This window comes from Paenibacillus sp. Negev47, from assembly GCF_058313655.1.
In genome coordinates this window covers 118,068-139,097 of record NZ_CM177754.1, presented here as the reverse complement: position 1 = coordinate 139,097, position 21,030 = coordinate 118,068, and the positions used below count along the sequence as shown (strand labels likewise).

The 21,030-nt window shown below is 46.9% G+C and carries 17 protein-coding genes and 1 other RNA gene; 2 read left to right on the top strand and 16 right to left on the bottom strand.

The genetic code is table 11. The annotated features are described in order from the left end of the window. Positions 1-39: 39 nt before the first annotated feature. From dnaX to rpoE, 10 genes are all read right to left on the bottom strand, one after another. The gene (gene dnaX / locus AC4G47_RS00650) at positions 40-1,785 is read right to left on the bottom strand and encodes a DNA polymerase III subunit gamma/tau (RefSeq protein WP_491104325.1); all 1,746 of its coding nucleotides are present in this window, start codon (positions 1,783-1,785) and stop codon (positions 40-42) included. A gap of 174 nt (positions 1,786-1,959) precedes the next feature. Further along, positions 1,960-2,227, bottom strand: an RNA gene (gene ffs / locus AC4G47_RS00645) — signal recognition particle sRNA large type. A 149-nt stretch (positions 2,228-2,376) separates the two neighbouring features. After that, positions 2,377-2,574 (bottom strand): 50S ribosomal protein L31, encoded by a 198-nt coding sequence (rpmE, locus tag AC4G47_RS00640; protein WP_036607255.1) that lies wholly within the window; start codon positions 2,572-2,574, stop codon positions 2,377-2,379. Between the two features lie 102 nt (positions 2,575-2,676). Beyond that, positions 2,677-3,951 (bottom strand): radical SAM family protein, encoded by a 1,275-nt coding sequence (locus tag AC4G47_RS00635; protein WP_145326614.1) that lies wholly within the window; start codon positions 3,949-3,951, stop codon positions 2,677-2,679. 97 nt (positions 3,952-4,048) lie between these two features. Beyond that, on the bottom strand, positions 4,049-5,374 hold the full coding sequence (rho, locus tag AC4G47_RS00630; protein ID WP_036607258.1) for a transcription termination factor Rho: 1,326 nt from the start codon (positions 5,372-5,374) through the stop codon (positions 4,049-4,051). A 469-nt stretch (positions 5,375-5,843) separates the two neighbouring features. Then, positions 5,844-7,097 (bottom strand): UDP-N-acetylglucosamine 1-carboxyvinyltransferase, encoded by a 1,254-nt coding sequence (gene murA / locus AC4G47_RS00625; RefSeq protein WP_253429002.1) that lies wholly within the window; start codon positions 7,095-7,097, stop codon positions 5,844-5,846. A gap of 147 nt (positions 7,098-7,244) precedes the next feature. Further along, the gene (gene fba / locus AC4G47_RS00620) at positions 7,245-8,099 is read right to left on the bottom strand and encodes a class II fructose-1,6-bisphosphate aldolase (protein WP_145326613.1); all 855 of its coding nucleotides are present in this window, start codon (positions 8,097-8,099) and stop codon (positions 7,245-7,247) included. Positions 8,100-8,358: 259 nt separating this feature from the next. After that, entirely contained in the window at positions 8,359-8,745 is a 387-nt protein-coding gene (locus tag AC4G47_RS00615) for a response regulator (protein WP_458124858.1), read from the bottom strand. Between the two features lie 229 nt (positions 8,746-8,974). Continuing rightward, entirely contained in the window at positions 8,975-10,579 is a 1,605-nt protein-coding gene (gene pyrG, locus AC4G47_RS00610) for a CTP synthase (protein WP_145326611.1), read from the bottom strand. A 454-nt stretch (positions 10,580-11,033) separates the two neighbouring features. Then, the gene (rpoE, locus tag AC4G47_RS00605; RefSeq protein ID WP_491104324.1) at positions 11,034-11,606 is read right to left on the bottom strand and encodes a DNA-directed RNA polymerase subunit delta; all 573 of its coding nucleotides are present in this window, start codon (positions 11,604-11,606) and stop codon (positions 11,034-11,036) included. Between the two features lie 463 nt (positions 11,607-12,069). Here rpoE and AC4G47_RS00600 point away from each other — a divergent pair, with 463 nt between their 5' ends. Next, positions 12,070-13,224 carry a S8 family peptidase gene (locus AC4G47_RS00600; protein WP_491104323.1) on the top strand — a complete coding sequence of 385 codons (1,155 nt, stop codon included), beginning with the start codon at positions 12,070-12,072 and terminating at the stop codon, positions 13,222-13,224. Between the two features lie 283 nt (positions 13,225-13,507). Here the strand turns inward: AC4G47_RS00600 and argS are convergent, their stop codons facing one another. From argS to AC4G47_RS00580, 4 genes are all read right to left on the bottom strand, one after another. Next, positions 13,508-15,187, bottom strand: a complete 1,680-nt coding sequence (gene argS / locus AC4G47_RS00595) for an arginine--tRNA ligase (protein ID WP_491104322.1) — start codon at positions 15,185-15,187, stop codon at positions 13,508-13,510. Further along, positions 15,184-15,609 carry a YwiB family protein gene (locus AC4G47_RS00590; protein ID WP_458124853.1) on the bottom strand — a complete coding sequence of 142 codons (426 nt, stop codon included), beginning with the start codon at positions 15,607-15,609 and terminating at the stop codon, positions 15,184-15,186. The genes argS and AC4G47_RS00590 overlap by 4 nt, the downstream gene beginning before the upstream one ends. Before the next feature lie 265 nt (positions 15,610-15,874). Next, a complete protein-coding gene (locus AC4G47_RS00585; protein ID WP_458124852.1) occupies positions 15,875-16,141 on the bottom strand; it encodes a DUF6171 family protein in 267 nt (88 codons plus the stop codon). Positions 16,142-16,144: 3 nt separating this feature from the next. Next, entirely contained in the window at positions 16,145-17,626 is a 1,482-nt protein-coding gene (locus tag AC4G47_RS00580) for an alpha-N-arabinofuranosidase (RefSeq protein ID WP_491104320.1), read from the bottom strand. Positions 17,627-18,366: 740 nt separating this feature from the next. On the opposite strand from AC4G47_RS00580, the gene AC4G47_RS00575 reads away from it, so the two are divergent. Continuing rightward, positions 18,367-18,498 carry a hypothetical protein gene (locus AC4G47_RS00575; RefSeq protein ID WP_017691304.1) on the top strand — a complete coding sequence of 44 codons (132 nt, stop codon included), beginning with the start codon at positions 18,367-18,369 and terminating at the stop codon, positions 18,496-18,498. A 416-nt stretch (positions 18,499-18,914) separates the two neighbouring features. On the opposite strand, the gene speB is transcribed toward AC4G47_RS00575, so the two are convergent. Both speB and speE read right to left on the bottom strand, forming a co-directional pair. Then, positions 18,915-19,784, bottom strand: a complete 870-nt coding sequence (gene speB, locus AC4G47_RS00570; protein WP_491104318.1) for an agmatinase — start codon at positions 19,782-19,784, stop codon at positions 18,915-18,917. Positions 19,785-19,798: 14 nt separating this feature from the next. Next, positions 19,799-20,626, bottom strand: coding sequence for a polyamine aminopropyltransferase (gene speE / locus AC4G47_RS00565; protein WP_017691306.1), 828 nt, complete (start codon positions 20,624-20,626; stop codon positions 19,799-19,801). Between the last annotated feature and the right edge of the window lie 404 nt (positions 20,627-21,030).

Below are 21,030 nucleotides of genomic sequence, written 5' to 3'. Positions count from 1 at the left end.
TTGTTCATCTCCTTTGTTATAGTTATCGCGCTATGCGCATTATTCTTTGATCACTACAAGGTCCTCACCAAAAAGCTGGATAGCTTCATCAATCCAAGGCTGTTTGTTGCCTGAACCGCCGTCTTCATGCTCAGGTTCAAGCTTAAAGTCCTCCTTTGGCGCTTCAGAAGCTCCTTCCATTGCTCCGGTCCAATCTTTGAGCATCATCGTCACCAATCGTGCCGGACGCCCAAGTTGTTCGGACAACACCCGCTCAATGACTTCGCGGTTAGCCGGCTTCTCCGTCGTTTCACGGTGAATATTGTTTTTAAAGGCAACCAGAACGTTGTCTTCAAGCAATGATACCGGCTCACCATCCACAAACCAGGCGTGAACAGTAACTCTCTCTTCCTTCACTCGTTGCAAGATCTGACTCCACTTTTTGCTGATCTCCGCGAACTCAGGGGCTCCCTTGCGTGCAACATATTGATCCAACTGTGCAGGTAGCTTCGCAGGCGAGTTCCCTCTCGATACAGGGGCTCTTGTTGCCGGACGCGATGGAGCACTTGATGTACCCTCTCCACCAGACAACCCACTCTTAAGTGCACGATCCAATTTCTTCTCCAGCTCAGCAAGTTGCTGCTTCAAGCGGTTGATCTCTCCCCCATCAGCAGGCGCCGCATGAGATGAAGCTCCCACCTGAACAGAATCCTCTCCTTGTGCTGGAATACTACACAGTTTAAGCAATGCGACTTCAAATAATGTCTGTGGCTGTACCGCATATTTCATTTCACTCTGGTACCGATTAAGGGTGTCGATCATGTGGAACAGTTGTTCCTTGGTGAATGACTCCGCCATATCACGGAATGCTTCCGGATTAAGCACCCGGTCCGTCAGCTTGTCTGCATTAGGTACCATCTTAATCATAAGCAAATCACGGAAATAATACAGTAAATTCTCCATGCACTTGTCTGCACTCTTTCCTTCATGCATAAAGCCTTCAATCATCTGCAAAATATGACCAACATCACCTTTGAGCAGTGAAGCAGCCAGTTTGGCAAATTGCTCTGAAGCAATGCCACCCGTCATCTCCATAACCTGCTGGTACGTTACTCGTCCATCCGTAAATGAAGAGATCTGATCCAGCACACTAAGCGCATCCCTCATTCCACCGTCCGATAACCGGGCAATGTATTGGAGGGCGTCTTGGTCAGCTTCCATGCCTTCTTGTTCACAGATCAGTGTAAGCCTTGCTGTCTGCTCCTCCAAGGAAACCCGGCGAAAATCAAATCGCTGACAGCGCGATATAATGGTAGCCGGAAGGCGATGTGGTTCCGTTGTTGCCAAAATAAACATCACATGTGGCGGTGGCTCTTCCAATGTTTTGAGCAAAGCATTGAATGCCTCCGTCGTCAGCATGTGCACTTCATCAATAATATAGACTTTCTGCCGGACTTCGGTTGGCGCGTATTTAACCTTTTCCCGAAGATCACGGATTTCCTCAACGCCCCGATTGGATGCAGCATCAATCTCCTGCACATCCATCACAGCGCCAGTCGTAATCCTGCGGCAAGCTTCACACTCGTTACAAGGTTCAGGTGCAGGACCACGTTCGCAGTTCACAGCTTTGGCCAAAATCTTGGCGGCACTCGTCTTTCCCGTTCCTCTGGGCCCGCTAAATAAGTAGGCATGGGAAGTCCGCTGTTCACGAATCGCATTCTGCAAGGTCTGAATAATATGCTGTTGTCCCACCATATCTTGAAACGACTGGGGACGCCAAGCCCGGTATAACGCGATATGCTCCATGATGCGTTACCTTCCTTCCACTTCGCATTCGAGTCCTTTGTCGTTCCCCTATTATACTATATTCCAGGGTGAATCCAAACTTTATCTGACTCATTCATGCATGGTTTTTTAAGACATATCAAAAAGACCCCTGCATACATACAACTGCAAAGGTCTCTACATTTAAATGGTAAGCCGTGCACCTGCTATCGATATTTGCGATCCAAGTGGCACCCCTGAACAATAGCTCGGGCTAGGCGACCCTCCGGCACAAGAGTGATCTCACTTATGGCTGCTTCCTTCCGGACCTGACCAGGTTCATGAGTACTCATTGCGGAGGACCCAACCGTCAACACCACGTTCAGGGACCAAACCTCACATCGACAAAACCTCTAGCAGGAATTCAACCTCGCTATAGCGGATTGCGAGTTACAGGGCACCGCTACCTCCCCATCTAGCACGGTAAGAAATAGTATAACGTAAGGTTATCCAAATTGCAACCAGAAGGAACGTGGAAACAATTAGACACACATAATGCATATAAAAAAAACCCTGCCGGATCGGCAGGGGTGGGTTGGATGCAATTAGCAGACAACTCCAAGAATTGTCCTATTAGATTCCGTATTTCTTCTTAAAACGATCAACACGGCCGCCAGCATCGATAAACTTCTGTTTACCTGTGAAGAACGGGTGGCACGCGGAGCAAATCTCTACACGAAGTCCGTCTTTAACCGAACCTGTCTCAAAAGTATTCCCGCAAGCGCAAGATACTTGACCAATCGTGTAATTAGGATGAATTGCTTCTTTCATTACCTTTCACCTCTTTCCGCCCTGAGCCTCAAGCGGACCCAGAGTAAATGGCACAACTCTGAGATTATAACACGGTCTACTGCCTGTTGCAATCCATTATTGTTAAGAGGTAATCAACCTTTTTGGACGTGCCATTCCAGCTGGTGGAACGTGAGTATACGATCCGATTACAACATCAGGCAACTCGTCTTCAAAGATCTCTATCATCTGCTTCATGCCCAAGATATCACCTTGAGCTGGAGGAATTAACTCCAGATAGCTCTCCGGATCAATATTGAGATTACGCATCTGAATCAAACGCAGATCAGTTCTTCGTGCAAATTCAATCATTGCCTCAATCTCTTCCTCACGATCTGTTACGCCTGGAAAGATTAAATAGTTAATGGAGGTGTATACCCCCTGCTGAGCTGCGTATTTCATCGACTTCTCGACATTGGCCAAGGTATAGCCACGCGGCTTATAGTAGGCGTTATAATGGTCATCCAGTGCACTAATTGTACTTACGCGCATCAGATCCAACCCAGCGTCTACAATTCCTCTAATGTGATCATTCAGACCGGCATTGGTATTAATGTTGATATACCCCATATCCGTGACGGAACGCACTTCCCGAATGGCTTCAATAATCAGCTTGGCCTGCGTGGAAGGCTCCCCTTCACAACCTTGTCCAAAGCTAATGATGGATTCAGGTGTCTTCAGGTGCTCCATCATGACTTGGACAATCTCATCCACACGCGGGCGGAAGTTCATACGTGTCTGCGGGGAAACAAATCCACTATCATCTGGTTGCTCGGAGATACATCCGAAACAGCCCGCATTACAGGAATAGGATACCGGCACTCCGCCTTCCCAACGATTCAGGAACGTGTTCGATGAAGTTAGACATTCATATCCGAGCGCACAATTGGACAGATGGGTATAAAGACGATTCTCGGGATATTGCTCCGTCAACCGTTTAACTCCGGAACGCACATCATCCCGATCACAGTTGAGCGGATTCCATTGGTCAGGACTATCCGACTTCGCAGCCGTGACATAGAAACCGCCATCTTTCCAAACTACTGCGGAATAGCCGAACAACGGCAATTTATACTCTTTATCCGTCTTCACATAACCAGGGAGACACAAACGAGTGAATCCCTGTGGAAGCAACGCACCTACAGCCTGTGTGTCCGTTGGCATCGGCAACATCTCACCTGTATCCGGGTCCATACCAATGGGCCGAGTACTTGGGAGTCCAACCAAAGTTGCACCCTCCGGCAAAGGGATCAGTTCATCCTCCATAATTTCAACGATCATATCTCCGCTGCGGGCAAGCCCGTACAGGGATGGGTGATCAAATACATTACCTTTTTCATCTGCGTATACTAAATACATGATGTTCTCCTCACATCTAATGGGTTAAACCTAACGACGAGTGTATTGTAAAATTCACAGCAACGCTGCTAAACGCATGTTATTGGTCGAACGACGCTTATGTCGATGTACCTGACGTAGCTGTCTGTCTTGGTGAGCGGCGGGTTGTTGTTGTCCCCGAATTGCTTGTTGGACTATTACCAGCTGAATCAAATGCCGCCAAAAATTCTGCATTTGTCTTGCTGTTGCGAAGTTTCTTCAGGAAACCTTCGACAAAGTCATGGGAATCATTCATGTTCTTGCGAATTGCCCAGATGGTATCGAGCTCTTCCTTGCTGAGCAACACTTCTTCACGACGCGTACCAGAACGACGAATGTCGATTGCCGGGAATATACGACGTTCAGCCAGACGACGGTCCAGATGCAACTCCATATTACCCGTACCCTTAAACTCTTCGTAAATGACGTCATCCATACGTGAACCGGTATCAATTAATGCCGTTGCCAGGATGGTCAAGCTTCCGCCTTCTTCCACATTCCGTGCAGAACCGAAGAACCGTTTCGGACGATGGAATGCAGCTGGGTCAATACCACCACTAAGCGTACGACCAGATGGTGGAATCACCAGGTTATATGCACGGGCAAGACGTGTAATGCTATCCAGCAGGATAACGACATCCTTTTTAGCCTCAACCAGACGAAGCGCACGTTCAAGCACCAATTCCGCCACCTTGATATGGTTCTCAGGCAGTTCATCAAATGTCGAAGCCACAACTTCCCCTTTAACCGAACGTGACATATCCGTTACTTCCTCTGGACGTTCATCAATCAACAGGACAAACAGTTCAATTTCTGGATTGTTAGTTGAGATGCTGTTGGCAATTTCTTTGAGGAGAAGCGTTTTACCCGCTTTGGGAGGTGCTACGATCAATCCGCGCTGTCCCAATCCTACCGGGGCGAGCACATCCATAATGCGTGTGGACAAATGGTTGGGGGATGTTTCGAGAACCAGTTTTTTCTGCGGATACAGTGGGGTTAGTGCCGGGAAGTGAAGTCGCTCTGCAGCCGCCGATGGATTCTCACCATTTACAGCGTTGACTTGCAACAAACCGAAGTATCTCTCGTTTTCCTTAGGCGTTCTACACTTACCTGATACGAGGTCACCTGTTCTTAGGTCAAACTTGCGAATCTGAGAAGCTGAGATGTAGATGTCTTCCGTGCTTGGCAAGTAGTTGATCGGCCGAAGAAATCCGTAACCTTCAGGTAAAATTTCGAGTACGCCTTGCATGAACATCAGACCGCTTTGTTCAGCTTGTGCGCGTAATATAGCAAAGATTAATTCTTTCTTTTTTAACGTACCATAGTAAGGAATCTGATATTTTTTGGCCAGCTTGTAGAGGTCCGTTAGTTTCATTTCTTCCAAATCGGAAATTTGTAGATCCATATAATAACCACCTATTCAATTAATAAGTCCGTGTGAAATGGATAGTTTCGCTAGATGTTCCGGCTATAGAGCGTAGCGTCTGCCACAATCTCTTCTGTCCATTGTACGGAATGTAACCGTTATAATGCAAATACTTGTCTTTGAGTGTAAGTTTCCGGGTGGGATGGCCATATTCGGCATAATCCGCTAATGAGTGAACACGATGCAATGAGGCGATCGATCCAGGTAGACCGGCTATGGAGCGCAGGTTCAAACAAAACCGGGGGTTGGGGAAAGAGAAATGTTGTTCTTACAGCCATATGAAGTTTGATTCAAAAAAAGACCCTCCGGTAAAGGAAACAGAAACATTTCGTCTTATGCCGGAGAGACTGAGAACTCTATTAAAACAGGTTTACCCAATTGCTGAAAGGATATGCAATCCAGCTAAAATAAACATGTGCATGACATAATCATACATGATGCTTACGAATTAATCGGTTTCCCGCCATACATCTGCTCCAAGCAGACGAAGATTGGTCACCAGGTGATCGTAACCACGGTCGATATATTCGACCCCCGTTACTTCAGTCACACCTTCACTGACGGTGAGACCTGCAATCACCAGCGCTGCTCCAGCACGAAGATCGGATGCTTTTACTTTGGCCGCGTTCAATGCACTGCCTTCAATAATCGCTGACCGGCCTTCTACCCGAATCTTAGCGCCCATCCGCACCAGTTCTGGCACGTGCTTGAACCGATTACTGTATACAAAGTCGCTCAGGACACTCACACCGGTTGCCTGTGTTAAAACACTGGTCATTGGTGACTGTAAATCGGTTGGAAAACCAGGATATACAAGTGCCTTCACGTCCACGTGGTTATAGTTTGGTTTACCAATGACTCGTATACTTTCGTCCAATTCCTCAATGCCAACACCCATCTCCAGCAACTTTGCCGTTAAAGCCTCCAGATGTTTGGGAATCACATTGTCGATCAGAACATCACCACGCGTTGCCGCTGCAGCGATCATATACGTACCTGCTTGGATACGATCCGGAATGATGGAATGACGGCAGCCTTTAAGCTCCGAAACCCCTTCAATACGGATTGTTTCGGTACCTGCACCCTTGATGCTGGCACCCATGGAATTCAGAAGCGTTGCTACATCTATAATCTCAGGCTCTTTAGCCGCGTTTTCGATAATTGTAGAGCCTTTGGCACGAGTAGCCGCCAGCATGATATTAATGGTTGCACCGACACTGCTTACATCAAGATAGATCTTTGCTCCACGCAGCTCTTTGGCATGCAAATGAATGGAGCCGTGTTCGTTTGTTACGGTTGCGCCAAGCGCTTCAAACCCTTTGATATGTTGATCAATTGGACGAGGCTCGAAATTACAGCCCCCTGGTAAACCTATGGTCGCTTCTTTGAAACGCCCTAATAATGCACCCATCATATAATACGAAGCACGAAGCTTCTTCACGGGACCATTCGGCATAGGAATGGATTTGATGTCAGAAGGATCAATCTTCATCTGACTGCCTTCCCACGTCACATGTGCTCCGAGTTCCTCCAAAATTTCTGCATAAACCGCCACATCACTCAAAAGTGGAAGGTTGTCCAACACGACTTCTGACTCGGCAAGCAATGCTGCAGGAATAAGCGCAATGGCGCTGTTCTTGGCGCCGCTTATGGTTACAGTTCCCTGTAACGGACGTCCGCCACTAATCATCAATTTTTCCATAAAGCTTAATGTCCCCCTACGTGTTTTGCAGCCGATGAACGGCAATACGTGCTGTTGGCTTCCGATGTAGAAATAAGGTGTGAAAATGGAAAGACACCGGCTAGGCGGTGTTCTTCCATTTCACAGTATGGAACTGGTAAAGATAAATTACGCTTTGTTGTTGGAACCAAATTCGCGGATTTTACCTTTAACTGTTTCTTTGATTGCATCACGGCCTGGTACGATGAATGTACGTGGATCGTAAGCATCTGGTTTAGCTGCAAGCACTTCACGAACCACTTTTGCGAAAGCAATTTGGTTCTCTGTGTTTACGTTGATTTTGGATGTACCCAAGGAAATGGCTTTGTCGATGTCGTGTTTAGGAATACCTGTACCACCGTGCAATACGAGTGGAACTTGTACCGCGTCACGAACTTCTTCCATTTCTTTGAAGCCCAGGTTGGGCTCGCCATGGTAAGGACCGTGTACGGAACCAAGAGCAGGTGCCAATGTGTCGATACCTGTTTCTTTAACGATACGGATACACTCGTTCAGGTCAGCATACATGATACCGCCGATAACGTCGTCTTCTTGTCCGCCTACAGTACCTACTTCAGCTTCTACAGAAACGCCTTTAGCGTGTGCATATTCAACAACTTTTTTAGTCATTTCGATGTTCTCATCGATAGAGTGGTGGGAACCGTCGATCATAACGGATGTGAATCCAGCATCGATCGCTTCTTTACACTTGTCGAAGCTTGAACCGTGGTCCAGGTGAATTGCAACTGGAACAGTGATTTTCATGTCGTGAATGAGTCCTTCTACCATTTTAACTACAGTGTAGAAGCCACCAATGTGACGTGCTGCGCCTTCGGATACACCCAGGATTACTGGGGATTTCTCTTCTTCAGCAGCACCAAGAATCGCTTGAGTCCACTCAAGGTTATTGATGTTGTATTGACCAACTGCATATTTTCCTTCAAGTGCTTTGTTCAACATGTCTGTCATAGATACTAATGGCATGGTTTCAATCCTCCTAGGGGTTTGGGTTGTGTCTATGGTTTTTAGCCGAAATCACATACGGGCTTATTATACCACATCCCATGTCAAATACTAAACAAGCATTTGCAAAAATGCTGTGCTTTGCAGCACAGTTTTCATAGACACCGCTTTATGACTTCCCCATTTCCAATATTCCCCGGATGATGGAGTGAAATACCCCATTTTTCCACCACGCACCTTCTATGTTCTCACACGCAAAAAAATCCTGTATCTACAGGATTCAGCTGCATTTGTTGGCAGCACCATTGCGAAGCTGCATATTCACAGCCACTCGCATCTCATCAATATCAAATGGTTTTGTAAAATGCATGAGCGCCCCGAGATCCGTGGCTTCCTTAATCATGTCCAGCTCGCCATAAGCGGTCATCATAATGACCTTGATATCTGGATCAATTTCTTTAATATGCTTCAGGATTTCCAGGCCGTCCATCCCAGGAATCTTCATATCGAGTAGTACCAAATCAGGCTTGTCATTGTTAACAATTTCCAGGGCAATCTTGCCGTTGGGTGCTTGAAACGTGTTATATCCTTCACTGCCGAACACTTCCATTAACAGGATTCGAATACCATTCTGGTCATCAACAATCAAAACTTTTTTATCTTCCACTCTTTAACCTCCTAGAATTAGGAAAGCATGTACACCTTCGAATCTGGATAACTATCCCATAGTCGTCATGATAAGTATTCTACCTCTTCCATTAAAATCCTGCTACCTTCATAAAATGACAAAAAGCATTTTGAACTGCTTTTCACGCAAAAAAAAGGGATATTCCGGCATCCGCTATGGTTGCCAGGAACATCCCCAATATCTATTACATTAACACTAAAACCATGTATTATTTCTGTGCATTCTCCAGAGAAGCTTTCACGAACTCACGGAACAATGGTTGCGGACGATTAGGACGGGAAGTGAATTCCGGGTGGAATTGTACCGCCAAGAACCATGGGTGTCCTGGAAGTTCCACAATCTCAACCAGACGTCCATCCGGGGATGTACCCGAGATAACCAGTCCTGCTTTTTCGATCGCTTCACGGTATTCATTATTGAACTCATACCGGTGACGGTGTCTCTCATACACCAGCTCGTCATCATAACAAGCCATTGCCAAAGATCCTTCCTGAAGCTTACAAGGATACAGACCCAGACGCATCGTGCCACCCAGATTTTCGATATCTTTTTGCTCAGGCAACAGATCGATTACCGGGAATTCCGTAGCCGGATTAATCTCGGAGCTGTTCGCACCATTCAAGCCAACGATGGAACGTGCATATTCAATAACGGAAACTTGCATACCCAGGCAAATACCGAAGAACGGAATTTGTTTCTCACGGGCATAACGGATTGCTGATACTTTACCTTCTATACCCCGGTCTCCAAATCCACCAGGAACCAAGATGCCGCCGACGCCATGTAACAGGTCGCCTACATTCTCATCGGTGATATCTTCGGAATGAATCCAGCGAATCTTCACATCTGCATTGGATGCAAATCCTGCATGAGACAAGGACTCAACAACACTCAGGTAGGCATCATGCAGCGCTACATATTTACCAACAATAGCGATCTCAACCGTATGCTCCAGCTTGTTGATCCGGTCAACCAGCCCTTCCCACTCGCTCATATCCGGTGCAGGAGTAGTCAGTTTCAGGTGGTTTACTACAATCTCATCCAAGCCTTCTTCACGCAGGTTCAGAGGTACTTGATACAACGTGTCTGCATCGCGACATTCAACTACAGCATTCTCATCAATGTCGCAGAAAAGAGCGATTTTGGCTTTCATGTCGTTAGACAATTCATACTCCGTACGGCACACAATGACATTCGGTTGAATACCGATGCTACGCAGTTCCTTAACACTATGCTGCGTTGGTTTTGTTTTCACTTCACCTGCTGCCTTGATGTAAGGAATAAGAGTTACATGAATGTACATCACATTGTCGCGACCTACATCACTCTTGATTTGACGAATGGCTTCCAGGAAAGGCAAACTCTCGATGTCGCCCACTGTTCCGCCAATTTCCGTAATAACAACATCCGAACCCGCTTCACGTCCAGCGCGGAATACACGCTCTTTGATCTCGTTCGTAATGTGTGGAATAACTTGTACCGTTCCGCCCAGATATTCCCCGCGTCGCTCTTTGCTGATGACGGAGGAGTATACTTTACCAGTCGTGACGTTGCTGTTTTTGGAGAGATTGATATCAATAAAACGTTCATAGTGGCCAAGGTCCAGATCCGTTTCCGCGCCATCATCCGTTACAAAAACCTCGCCATGCTGATAAGGACTCATTGTCCCTGGGTCGATGTTGATGTATGGATCAAATTTTTGAATCGTTACCTTAAGCCCTCTGTTTTTCAGCAATCTGCCCAGCGAAGCAGCCGTAATCCCTTTGCCTAGGGAGGACACAACTCCGCCCGTCACGAAAATATACTTTGTCACTGTTATTACCCTCCTAATATAAATACAGAAATTCAGGCGATATATGGTGTTATCGTAACCTGTTTCCCAGGTAATCATCGTTAAAAAGAGCAATGGCAGAAATTCCCTGCATCTGCCGAACTGCTCTTTCTGCGAAGACGGTTTAAATAAACGTTGTGTTACAGCAAAAAATGGTGCAAACATTCCGGTAGCCATCATTCCATTTCGTGTTTTTGATATACAAAAACGGGCCACGAAATGTTGGCCGGGAGCATGCGGAAATGAAAACATATTGCAAAATTATGCCTCTAAAAATACAAAAAAAAGTACTCCCGCAGGACGGGGCACCTTCTATAAAAAACATAAATATATTGTCGCTCATTCATAAGCCCATGCAATAGTTTACCCGTTACCCCGTCCGCTGTCAAGGCTGACTATTCCGGGGAAACGGGTAAATTATAGACGTCAAAAATGACTACCGATTATCAGAATCGTCGTCAAATTCATCCTCGTTTTCGGACTCTTCTTCGTCTTCTTCGAGGTCTTCATCTTCCAGATCGTCATCTTCGACCAGCACTTCTTCTTCGCTGTCTTCTTCATCAAAGATGTCGTCTTCGTCTTCATCTTCTTCGTCTTCTTCTTCTTCGTCTTTATCCGTGCTGTCGAAGTCTCCGTCGCTGTTATAGCTGTCTTCTTCTTCACCGAAGTCTTCATCTTCCAGATCATCGTCTTCATCGTTGATGATACGCGGACGCTTCGCACCCGTCATGGAATCTTCTGTTCCGGCTACCGGATACCAGCGCTTCAAGCCCCACAGACTCGTACCGACGCAAGCAAAACGGCCATCGATATTAATCTCGGTATATAGCTGGGCGATAAACTCGTTGATTTCTTCATCAGTCATTCCGCGCTGCTTCGCTACCTCGTTCATCAAGTCACGATAGTAATACGGCGTATTAGCCGCTTTCAGCACCATAAAGGCAAGGTCCACCAAAGGGATCTCTTTTACCTTTTCTTTATCAATTTTCAGGTTGAGCGAGGTACTCACTGCAGACACTTCCTCTCACACAAAATTCACTTTTTAACCCCTACGAACTGGACTGTTACGTATAACATATCCATTAACAAACCTAAGTAAAACCTATTTAGCGTTAAAAAGCAAGTTTTTATGTATGGATGTGACGCAAATGCGGAGAGCAGGTCCAATCTGTCCATATAATTAAACGTGAAGCGACATCGAACTCATAGGTATACCCTCTTTTGTTAACGAGACAACTCCATAATAAAAAAGACGGAGTCCCCTCCGCCTTCTGACTGTATACCCTTGAAGGATTGCTCCTCACCAGGTTCCCCGCAAGAGCCCTCTAGCTCTCCATCCATCATATGTCCCTGCGCCCGTTTTGACACGAAGAGAATGTGTTTTTGTAAAAAAAGGGCAAGTTCCCCATGCGGCGGGATGAGCGCATTCATAGAATACCTCAGCATGTTCATCCCGAAGGGGGCTGCCCATTATGGACTATACTGGTTTATTGCATCAATTAATTGACGGAATGCGACGCCCTGAACCAGAACAGGGAGGGCGATATTTGATCCGATTTGCCAAACCGCAGCAGTATGAGGCCTGTCTGGTAGAATTGTCTCGGATGCGGAATGAATTTACTGACCTTGAAGCTGTCCGCTCCTCGCGACTGGCTCGTTCCATTATCGCTCCAGTGCAACGCCCGGAGGATCTGTACCGTTATGGGGATGAGATTACGATTGAAGCAGACGTACCCATCTCACTTCATGCCACCGCACTTCACAGCAAACCGAGCAATGCCCAAGGCATACCCTGGGGAGTGAAGCAGATTCGGGCACCCAAAGTATGGTCTGTGTCTACTGGACACCGGATTAAAATCGGTGTGATTGATACGGGTGCTGATTACCACCACCCTGATCTTCGTTATTCCCTGGCACGCGGAATCAACCTGTTAAACCGCAGCCTGCTTCCCCATGATGACAATGGACACGGTACCCACATTGCAGGGACTATCGCTGCAGCCAATAGCACCGCAGGCATGATTGGTGTAGCTCCACGCTCCCTGATCTATCCGGTGAAGGCATTTGACCACAACGGATCAGCTTATGTATCCGACATTGTGCTTGGCATCGACTGGTGTGTACGCAACAAGGTCGATATCATCAATATGAGCTTTGGCATGAAAACACGCAGCAAGGCACTTCTTGACGTGGTCAATCGTGCATATCATGCCGGCATCGTCATTGTTGCTTCGTCAGGAAATGACGGCAAACGCCGCAGTATTGATTATCCGGCAAGGTATCCGCAGACCATATCCGTTGGGGCAACCGACAAAAACAGACGTATTGCGTCCTTCAGCAATCGGGGCGCATACGTGGATGTCTATGCACCCGGTGATAAAATCGTATCCTCCTGGGTACAAGGCAAGCATCACGAGATGAGCGGCACATCCATGGCGACATCCCATGTGAGCGGTGCAATCGCCTTGCTGCTTGCGAAGCATCCCGGACTATCCCCCAGTGAAATCAAAACACTCGTGAAACGTGCTACGATCCCGCTACGCGCCCGCAAGACCACCACCACGAAAAGCAAGGTACGCGGTGGTGAGATTGACGCCCTGCGGCTAATGCAGGAGGGCGGGGAGTAGTCCTGCTCTGCCCAACTGTCAGCAGGAATCGCTTGAAGCTGGGCGAAACGCAGTCTCTCGGCCAGAAAGTACACGCGCGAGTGGATATTGCGTAGCCGGCTGAGCCTCCAGGTTGCGCCCGCTGCGATGGCAGAGCAGGGCAGGTCTTGTGTGCCCGAGGGCAGGCCTCTTTGCTCCGCCCCGGGGACACAAAAAAAGTCTCCATGTACCACGTTGATTACGCAACGTGAGCATGGAGACTTCTTTGCCTTAAGCAGAGCGGCGATGTGCCGCGGGCCTGGATTTACATTTTGTCTGGAGCGGTTACGCCTACCAGACGAAGCGCTGTTGCGATAACGGTACGCACAGCACCGATCAGCGCCAGACGCGCCTGAGTTTGCTGCGCGTCTTCCGTAATGACGCGTTCTGCACGGTAGTAGCTGTGGAACAGAGATGCCAGCTCGTATACGTAACGGATGATGCGGTGAGGCGCATATCCTGTTGCCGCTGCCGAGATTTCTTCAGGCAGCTCTCCCATTTTGCGGAGAAGGTCATACTCGTGCTCAGTTGTCAGCTTGGACAGGTCGATCTGTGCCAGTGGCAGCAATTCAATACCCTGTTCTTCAGCCTGACGATATACACTGCATACACGTGCATGCGCATATTGTACGTAGAATACCGGATTCTCATTGGATGTCGAAATAGCAAGGTCCATGTCAAAGTCCAGATGGGAGTCCATGCTGCGCATTGTGAAGAAGTAACGGATGGCATCAATGCCGACTTCATCCATCAGGTCTTCCATCGTTACAGCTTTACCTGTACGCTTGGACATCTTCACTTTTTCACCGTTCTGGAACAAGCTCACCATCTGTGCAATCAAGACCACCAGTTTCTCAGGGTCATTGCCCAGTGCTTGCATGGCTGCTTTCATCCGCGGAATATATCCGTGGTGATCGGCACCCCAGATGTTGATCATTGTGTCGTATCCACGCGCATATTTGTCACGGTGATAAGCAATGTCTGGCGTCAGATAAGTATACGTGCCATCGTTCTTGATCAATACACGTTCTTTGTCGTCACCGTACTGCATCGTTTTCAGCCAAGTTGCTCCATCTTGCTCATAGATCTCATTGCGGTCACGCAATTCATCAAGCACTCGAAGCACTTCTCCATTGTCATACAGGGAAGTTTCGCTGAACCAGATGTCAAAATTAACACGGAAGCGATTCAAGTCACGTTTGATCTTGTCCAATTCCTTTTCCAGGCCAAAGTCACGGAAATAAGCCGCACGGTCACCAGGATGCATAGACAACAATTCTTCACCCTTTTCAGCAACAAGCTGCTTGGCGAATCCTTTAATATCTTCACCGTGATAACCGTCTTCAGGCATCTCAGCATCCTGACCCAACTCTTGCAGATAACGAGCCTCAATGGAACGAGCCAGATTAAACACCTGATTACCTGCATCATTAATGTAGTACTCACGGGTTACATCATATCCTGCATAATCGAGGATGTTACATAGTGCATCACCTACAGCTGCTCCACGGGCATGACCCAGATGCAAACTGCCTGTCGGGTTGGCACTGACGAATTCCATCTCGACTTTGCGTCCTTCTCCGATTGTAATTCTTCCGTAATCTTCACCCTGTTCCTGCACAAGCTCAAGTACCGGGTAAAGGTAACTCTTGTCCAATTTGAAGTTAATGAATCCCGGACCAGCAATCTCAGCTTTCTCAATTCCTGCTTCAGCCAGATTCAGATTGGCAATGATCTCTTCAGCAATCTGACGCGGATTGCGCTTGGCAATCTTGGTCAGCTGCATGGCAGCATTGGTCGCCAAGTCCCCGTGTGTCTTCTCACGTGGTACTTCCAATGTGATGGCTGGCAATTCTTCCTGCGTAACAATTCCGGCTGCCACAATGGCATTGCCGATGGCCGTGCTTACCCGTTCGTTAATCGTATCTAGTGGATTACGTGTCATGAAATTGGTTCCTCCTGTATATGCAAACTAATCGCGAAATTTCCGGATTCTTCATCAAAGCGGTAAAAGTCGTAGCTCCACGCTGCGCGTGCGCTCAATCCCTGAATGGAAAGTTCCAGCTTCTGTGTATGCGTGGACAGGGCAAACGACATGTATGGTGAACGATAGAAACCAGGAAGCTTCCGATTCAATTCAAAAGTCTGCTCCGATTCCACCTCACCATGACGTATAATCTTGATGGATTGTCCGCCCAGCTTCAATGTTGTACGGGTTGTACCTCCCTCAGGTCCAACCTGCGGTTCTTCATAACGAACATAAAGAACGGACCCTTTTAACACGGCTTCACCCTGCATTTCCTGCAGCACATCTTCACCTTCATAACGGCTGTGCAGCCGGATGTGTACCGGTCGCATGTTCGACATGAATGTTAACCTCCATTATATTCGAGGCGACGCAAAACCAGGCACGGCCGGTGAGAACAGCCCTTCCTGTATTGTTGTGTCGCTATACGCGCTCATATTCCCGGATAGCTCGCTATCCTACACTCTACTGTATAACTATATCCAGTTCCCTCGCTCAATTCAAATCCAAATTCAGAGTTTTTTCCTCATGAAGCCAAAAAAGAAGAGCCGCACCTGTAAAGTGCAACTCCCTTTTGCTTCATTATAATGAAATTTGTTCATCAGATCAGGCCCATTGCGATTCATAAGGAAAAGGACATGTCGACTCACTCAGTTTCGCTCGCACCTGTACGAGACAACCACAATGCCTGCAGGTTGTGCCATATTGCAATCCCGGGCAAGCGGAGCAGATGGATAGTCGACGCTCATATTCCTCATCCTGCACCGTCGGACGCGAACGTGAGGCAATCTCCACAAGTCTGGCCATTTTGGCGTCGCTAACCTTCACATCATACTGTTCATTGCACCCCTTGCAAGGTTCCTGCCTTTTCATGCATTAATCCTCTACAGCGAGCACCCCAACTGATGCTGGTGGAAGGACAAAACGCAGTGTGTTATTCTCCAGTGTGATTCCATCCCACGTCACAGGCTGAACGTGATTTGGTTGTTCAAAGGTATTGAATGCACCAAAATCAGTATGATGCAGAATCTGCCCGGATACTTTAGCCACTTGAGCTGCTTCCAGCTGGCATACGACTTCCAACTCATCCGTGTGGCTCAGATTACAAGCTGTCACGTGAATGATCCCATCCTTGTTACGGGAGGCTGATAAGCTGAGCTGTGGAATAGTCTCTTCCCCGAATGTGTATCCCGGGCTTTCATAATTCAAATCCAGTCGCTGCGCATCCATATGCACCTGATACATATCAAATACATGATACGTAGGTGTCAGGAGCATTTTGTCCCCTTCTGTGAGCACAAGCGATTGAAGCACATTGACGATCTGCGCAAGATTTGCCATGTGTACCCGTTTATTATGTTGATTAAAAATATTCAGATTAACGCCTGCAAGCACAGCATCCCGCATCGTATTCTGTTGATAAAGGAACCCTGGATTGGTTCCCGGCTCAACGTTATACCACGTGCCCCATTCGTCCACAATAATGCCGACTCTGCCCTCTGGATCATATTTGTCCATAATCTCGGAGTGCTTTACCAGCAATTCATCCATATATAACGTTTTCTTCAAGGTGGTGAACCACTCAGCCTCTCCGAATCCTGTGGCTGCACCTTTATCATTCCACTCTCCTGTAGGGATGGTGTAATAATGAAGACTGATTCCGTCCATAAAGCGAGCAGCCTCCCGCATCAGCACTTCCATCCATTCATAGTTGCCTTCGTTGGGTCCACAAGCGATCTTATAGATCTCGTTCCCGGAATAGTTACGTACGTATGTAGCATACCGGCGATATTCATCCGCATAATATTCAGGGCGCATATTCCCGCCACATCCCCAGTTCTCATTCCCTACGCCAAAATACTTCAGTTTCCACGGCTCTTCCCGGCCGTTGCTCTTACGCCAGTTCGCCATTGGGGATTCGCCGTCAAATGTGATGTACTCCACCCATTCCTGCATCTCCTGGACCGTACCACTACCCAGGTTACCGCTGATATACGGCTCCGTACCGAGCAGCTCACACAGTCTCAAGAATTCATGTGTACCAAAGTGATTATTTTCTTCCACACCGCCCCAATGCGTATTGATCATACGAGCACGCTCACTCTTCGGGCCCACGCCATCTTTCCAGTGATATTCATCGGCAAAACAACCACCTGGCCAGCGAAGAACTGGAATATTAAGCTTCTGCAAGGCAGTCAATACATCATTTCGGATCCCATCCGTATTCGGAATAGGTGAATTTTCTCCTACCCACAAGCCCTCATATATACAACGTCCCAAGTGTTCGGAAAAGTGACCATATATATTGCGATTTATTAATCCTTGATCTGAATCAGCCTTTAGAATAACATCAACCATAATTTCAACCTCCAATAAATGTATTGTTATCGCTTACAATAACTTGTTTTGAAGCAGGTTTCAACCGTTATTATTTCCACGCAAACAAGCCCCTTCCTGTGTAGTTGATCAGGAAGAGGCTTGTTTGTTATACAAACTCATGCAGAGACCTGCCAAATTGAATTTTATACATTTCTAATTTGGATTTGTCTGGTTGTTATTTCAGAATAACAGATCACTTAACCCTGCTCTGAGGGTAACAACATTTTTTCTGTCCACGTGGTTCCACCATCTGTAGTCTGATAGATTGCCGGGGAGTCATCAATTGTGACAGCGTATATCCGTTCACATTATTTCGGAAAATCGACCTGTGTGAATTGCCACTGTCCTGTACATATGGACTACCACGTACACCCTGCATTCGAGGTACCGATCAGGAAGCCTTCACCCCCAGCTCGTCCAGTCGTATCATTAAGAAAATCAATATCGATAAGGGTGATTCTCACTAAACGTTATGTACTCTATGTTAAATCGGAAATGTCTGGATACCAATGATAACAAAACTGATACTTAAGAAAAGACATAAATATCAATATAGAGGCATGTTAAGGCAGGACATCTGCATGTGTGAGCCTATACTAACACAAGCAATAAATGGTAGAGCCATAGGAACATACGTGCTATAATTGATGTTATGGACATTTGAATAACGGTGGATGTTTTCTGATCACGGCGCAGCTTCCCGAGAGGGGGTGACGTCGATGGTCAAACTTGTGGCGTTGCTTGATGTGATCCGATGGATTGCTGCGATCCTCAGTATTGTACTGAGTGGGCGAAAGCTTTACCGTTGGTTACGCAAAAAGTTTCGTAGCAAGCGAAAACCCACCTCATAAGGTCGGAAGCCTGACGGTGGGTTTCGCTTGAATAGCATTATTTAGTTCATGCGCGCCGTGGCAATCCACAGCCTTTCGGGTCCTAAGAGTCTTTACCGTTGGCGCGGTAAAGGCTCTTTTTTAGTATATGGTCGAACCCATTCACCATATACTTCACGAGTGTAATATATCAATTCATATACTACTAAATACTGTTGTATTCAGTATAACATAGCTCTGGACAGAAGTTAAATTACTTAAGTTAACTTACTTATTCCTCTTGGCAGAATAGTTTCGGATATATTATCCAGTCCGTTCCTTAAGCTGAAACAGTTGAGGACACGCGGATAAACGTTAGCAATAAAATAATGCCCTCCCCTGCGCAGATTTGAAACCACGCAGACAGAGAGCATTATGTTTATTCGATCGTTCTGTAATTACTTCACGAATCCAAGCAGCATTTCACGGATCATCTTCGCAGCTACAATCTGTGTCTGTTGTGTTGGATCATAGATTGGTGCTACTTCAACCAGATCGCAACCGACTACATTTACATCAGATCCTGCAATCATGTGGATGGCTTCAAGCAGTTCTTTGGACGTAATGCCGCCCGCCTCTGCTGTACCCGTTCCCGGTGCTGCAGACGGATCAAGCACATCGATGTCGATGGTCACATATACCGGACGGTTGCCCATCTTCGGAAGAGCTTCCTTCATTGGAGCTGCCACTTCAAACGGATAGAAGTTGATGTTCTCGTAACCATACTGGAACTCCTCACGGGAGCCGGAACGGATACCGAACTGATAGATGTTTTTGCCACCCATCAACTCCGCTGCTTTACGTACTGGCGTCGAGTGGGACAATGGCTCGCCTTCATAGTTTTCACGAAGGTCTGCATGTGCATCAATATGAATCAGGATAAGATCCGGGTATTTCTTGTACATTTGTTGAATGACTGGCCAAGTAACCAAATGTTCGCCACCCAATCCAATTGGAAATTTGTCGTCAGCCAGCAGACTGCCGATGTATTCATGAATCACTTCCAGGCTGCGTCCCGCGTTACCGAAAGGCAGTAGCAGGTCCCCAGCGTCAAAGTACGTCATGTCTACAATGCTTTTGTCGAGATACGGGCTGTACTCTTCAAGTCCAACCGATGCTTGACGGATATGAGTTGGGCCGAAACGGGAACCCGGACGGAAGCTGACGGTATAATCCATCGGCATACCATAGATAACCGCTTTGGAGTTCTCATAATCCTCAGAGCTGCAAATAAATACGTTTCCTGAATAAGCTTGATCCAGTTTCATTAATGATTTCCCCTTTATTTCGTTAAATCTTCCACGAATTTAGGAAGTACAAATGCTGCTTTGTGCAGACGCGGAGAGTAATACTTGGTATCCATCTCCGGAATTTGGGTCTCATCCACTTCGAGCGGGTCATGTTTCTTGCTACCCATGGTGAATGTCCACAAACCACTTGGATAGGTTGGAATATTACAGCCGTACACATGTACGATCGGGAAGATTTCTTTGACGTCTTTGTTCACCTTCTGGATCAGATCCGCCTTGAACCAAGGGTTGTCCGTTTGGGCAACGAAGATTCCGTCTTCTTTGAGTGCTTCGTAAATGCCTTGGTAGAAACCGCGCTCAAACAATGGAGCAGCCGGACCTACAGGCTCAGTGGAGTCTACGATGATCACATCGTATTCATTTTTATGTTCAATAATATGCATGTAGCCGTCGTTCACGAGCACTTCAACATTGGGCTCGTCCAACTTGCCGGCGATTTCAGGCAAATATTTTTTGGAGTATTCAATAACTTTACCGTCAATTTCGACGAGAACTGCTTTTTCTACAGCAGCATGCTTAATGACTTCACGAATGACTCCGCCATCGCCGCCACCGACAACCAGAACTTTTTTTGGATTCGGGTGAGTGTTTAGCGCAGGATGTGCCGCCATTTCGTGATATACGAACTCGTCTTTTACGGTAGTCATCACCATGCCATCAAGAAGCAACATGTTGCCGAATTCCTCGGTCTCTACCATGGCCAAATCTTGAAAATCTGTTTTCTCTGTGACATAGGTCTGTTTAATCTTCGCGGTGATCCCGAATACCGGGGTCTGTTTCTCCGTAAACCACAATTCCATAATCTCTACCTTCTTTCCGTAAAGTTAATGATCAGCCATACCCGACCCAAGTGCCGTGCACTATAATCGGTTCGCCCAAGCACGTCCAGCGTTCGGAGCCATATCGCGTTATGATTGCTGGCCTGCGGGAAAGGTCCGCGGTTCTCTCTTCATTATATAGATTAAATTGACCAGAGCGTGCAGAGCGTCTGACTAATCAATGAATCAATGACCATTCGTCTGTTCGTCCTTACGCGCTTTAGTATCTTGTGCCGAATCTTACCTTTTCATTACCCTTTTGCATTATACGCGATTGACGTTTATACTGCAAAACGGTTTTTCCGGCGAAAATGCTACATTTTGTTCGCTTATGCACCCGATTGAATATCCCTGCCAATCAAGTCCCATACTGGAAGAAAAGAGAG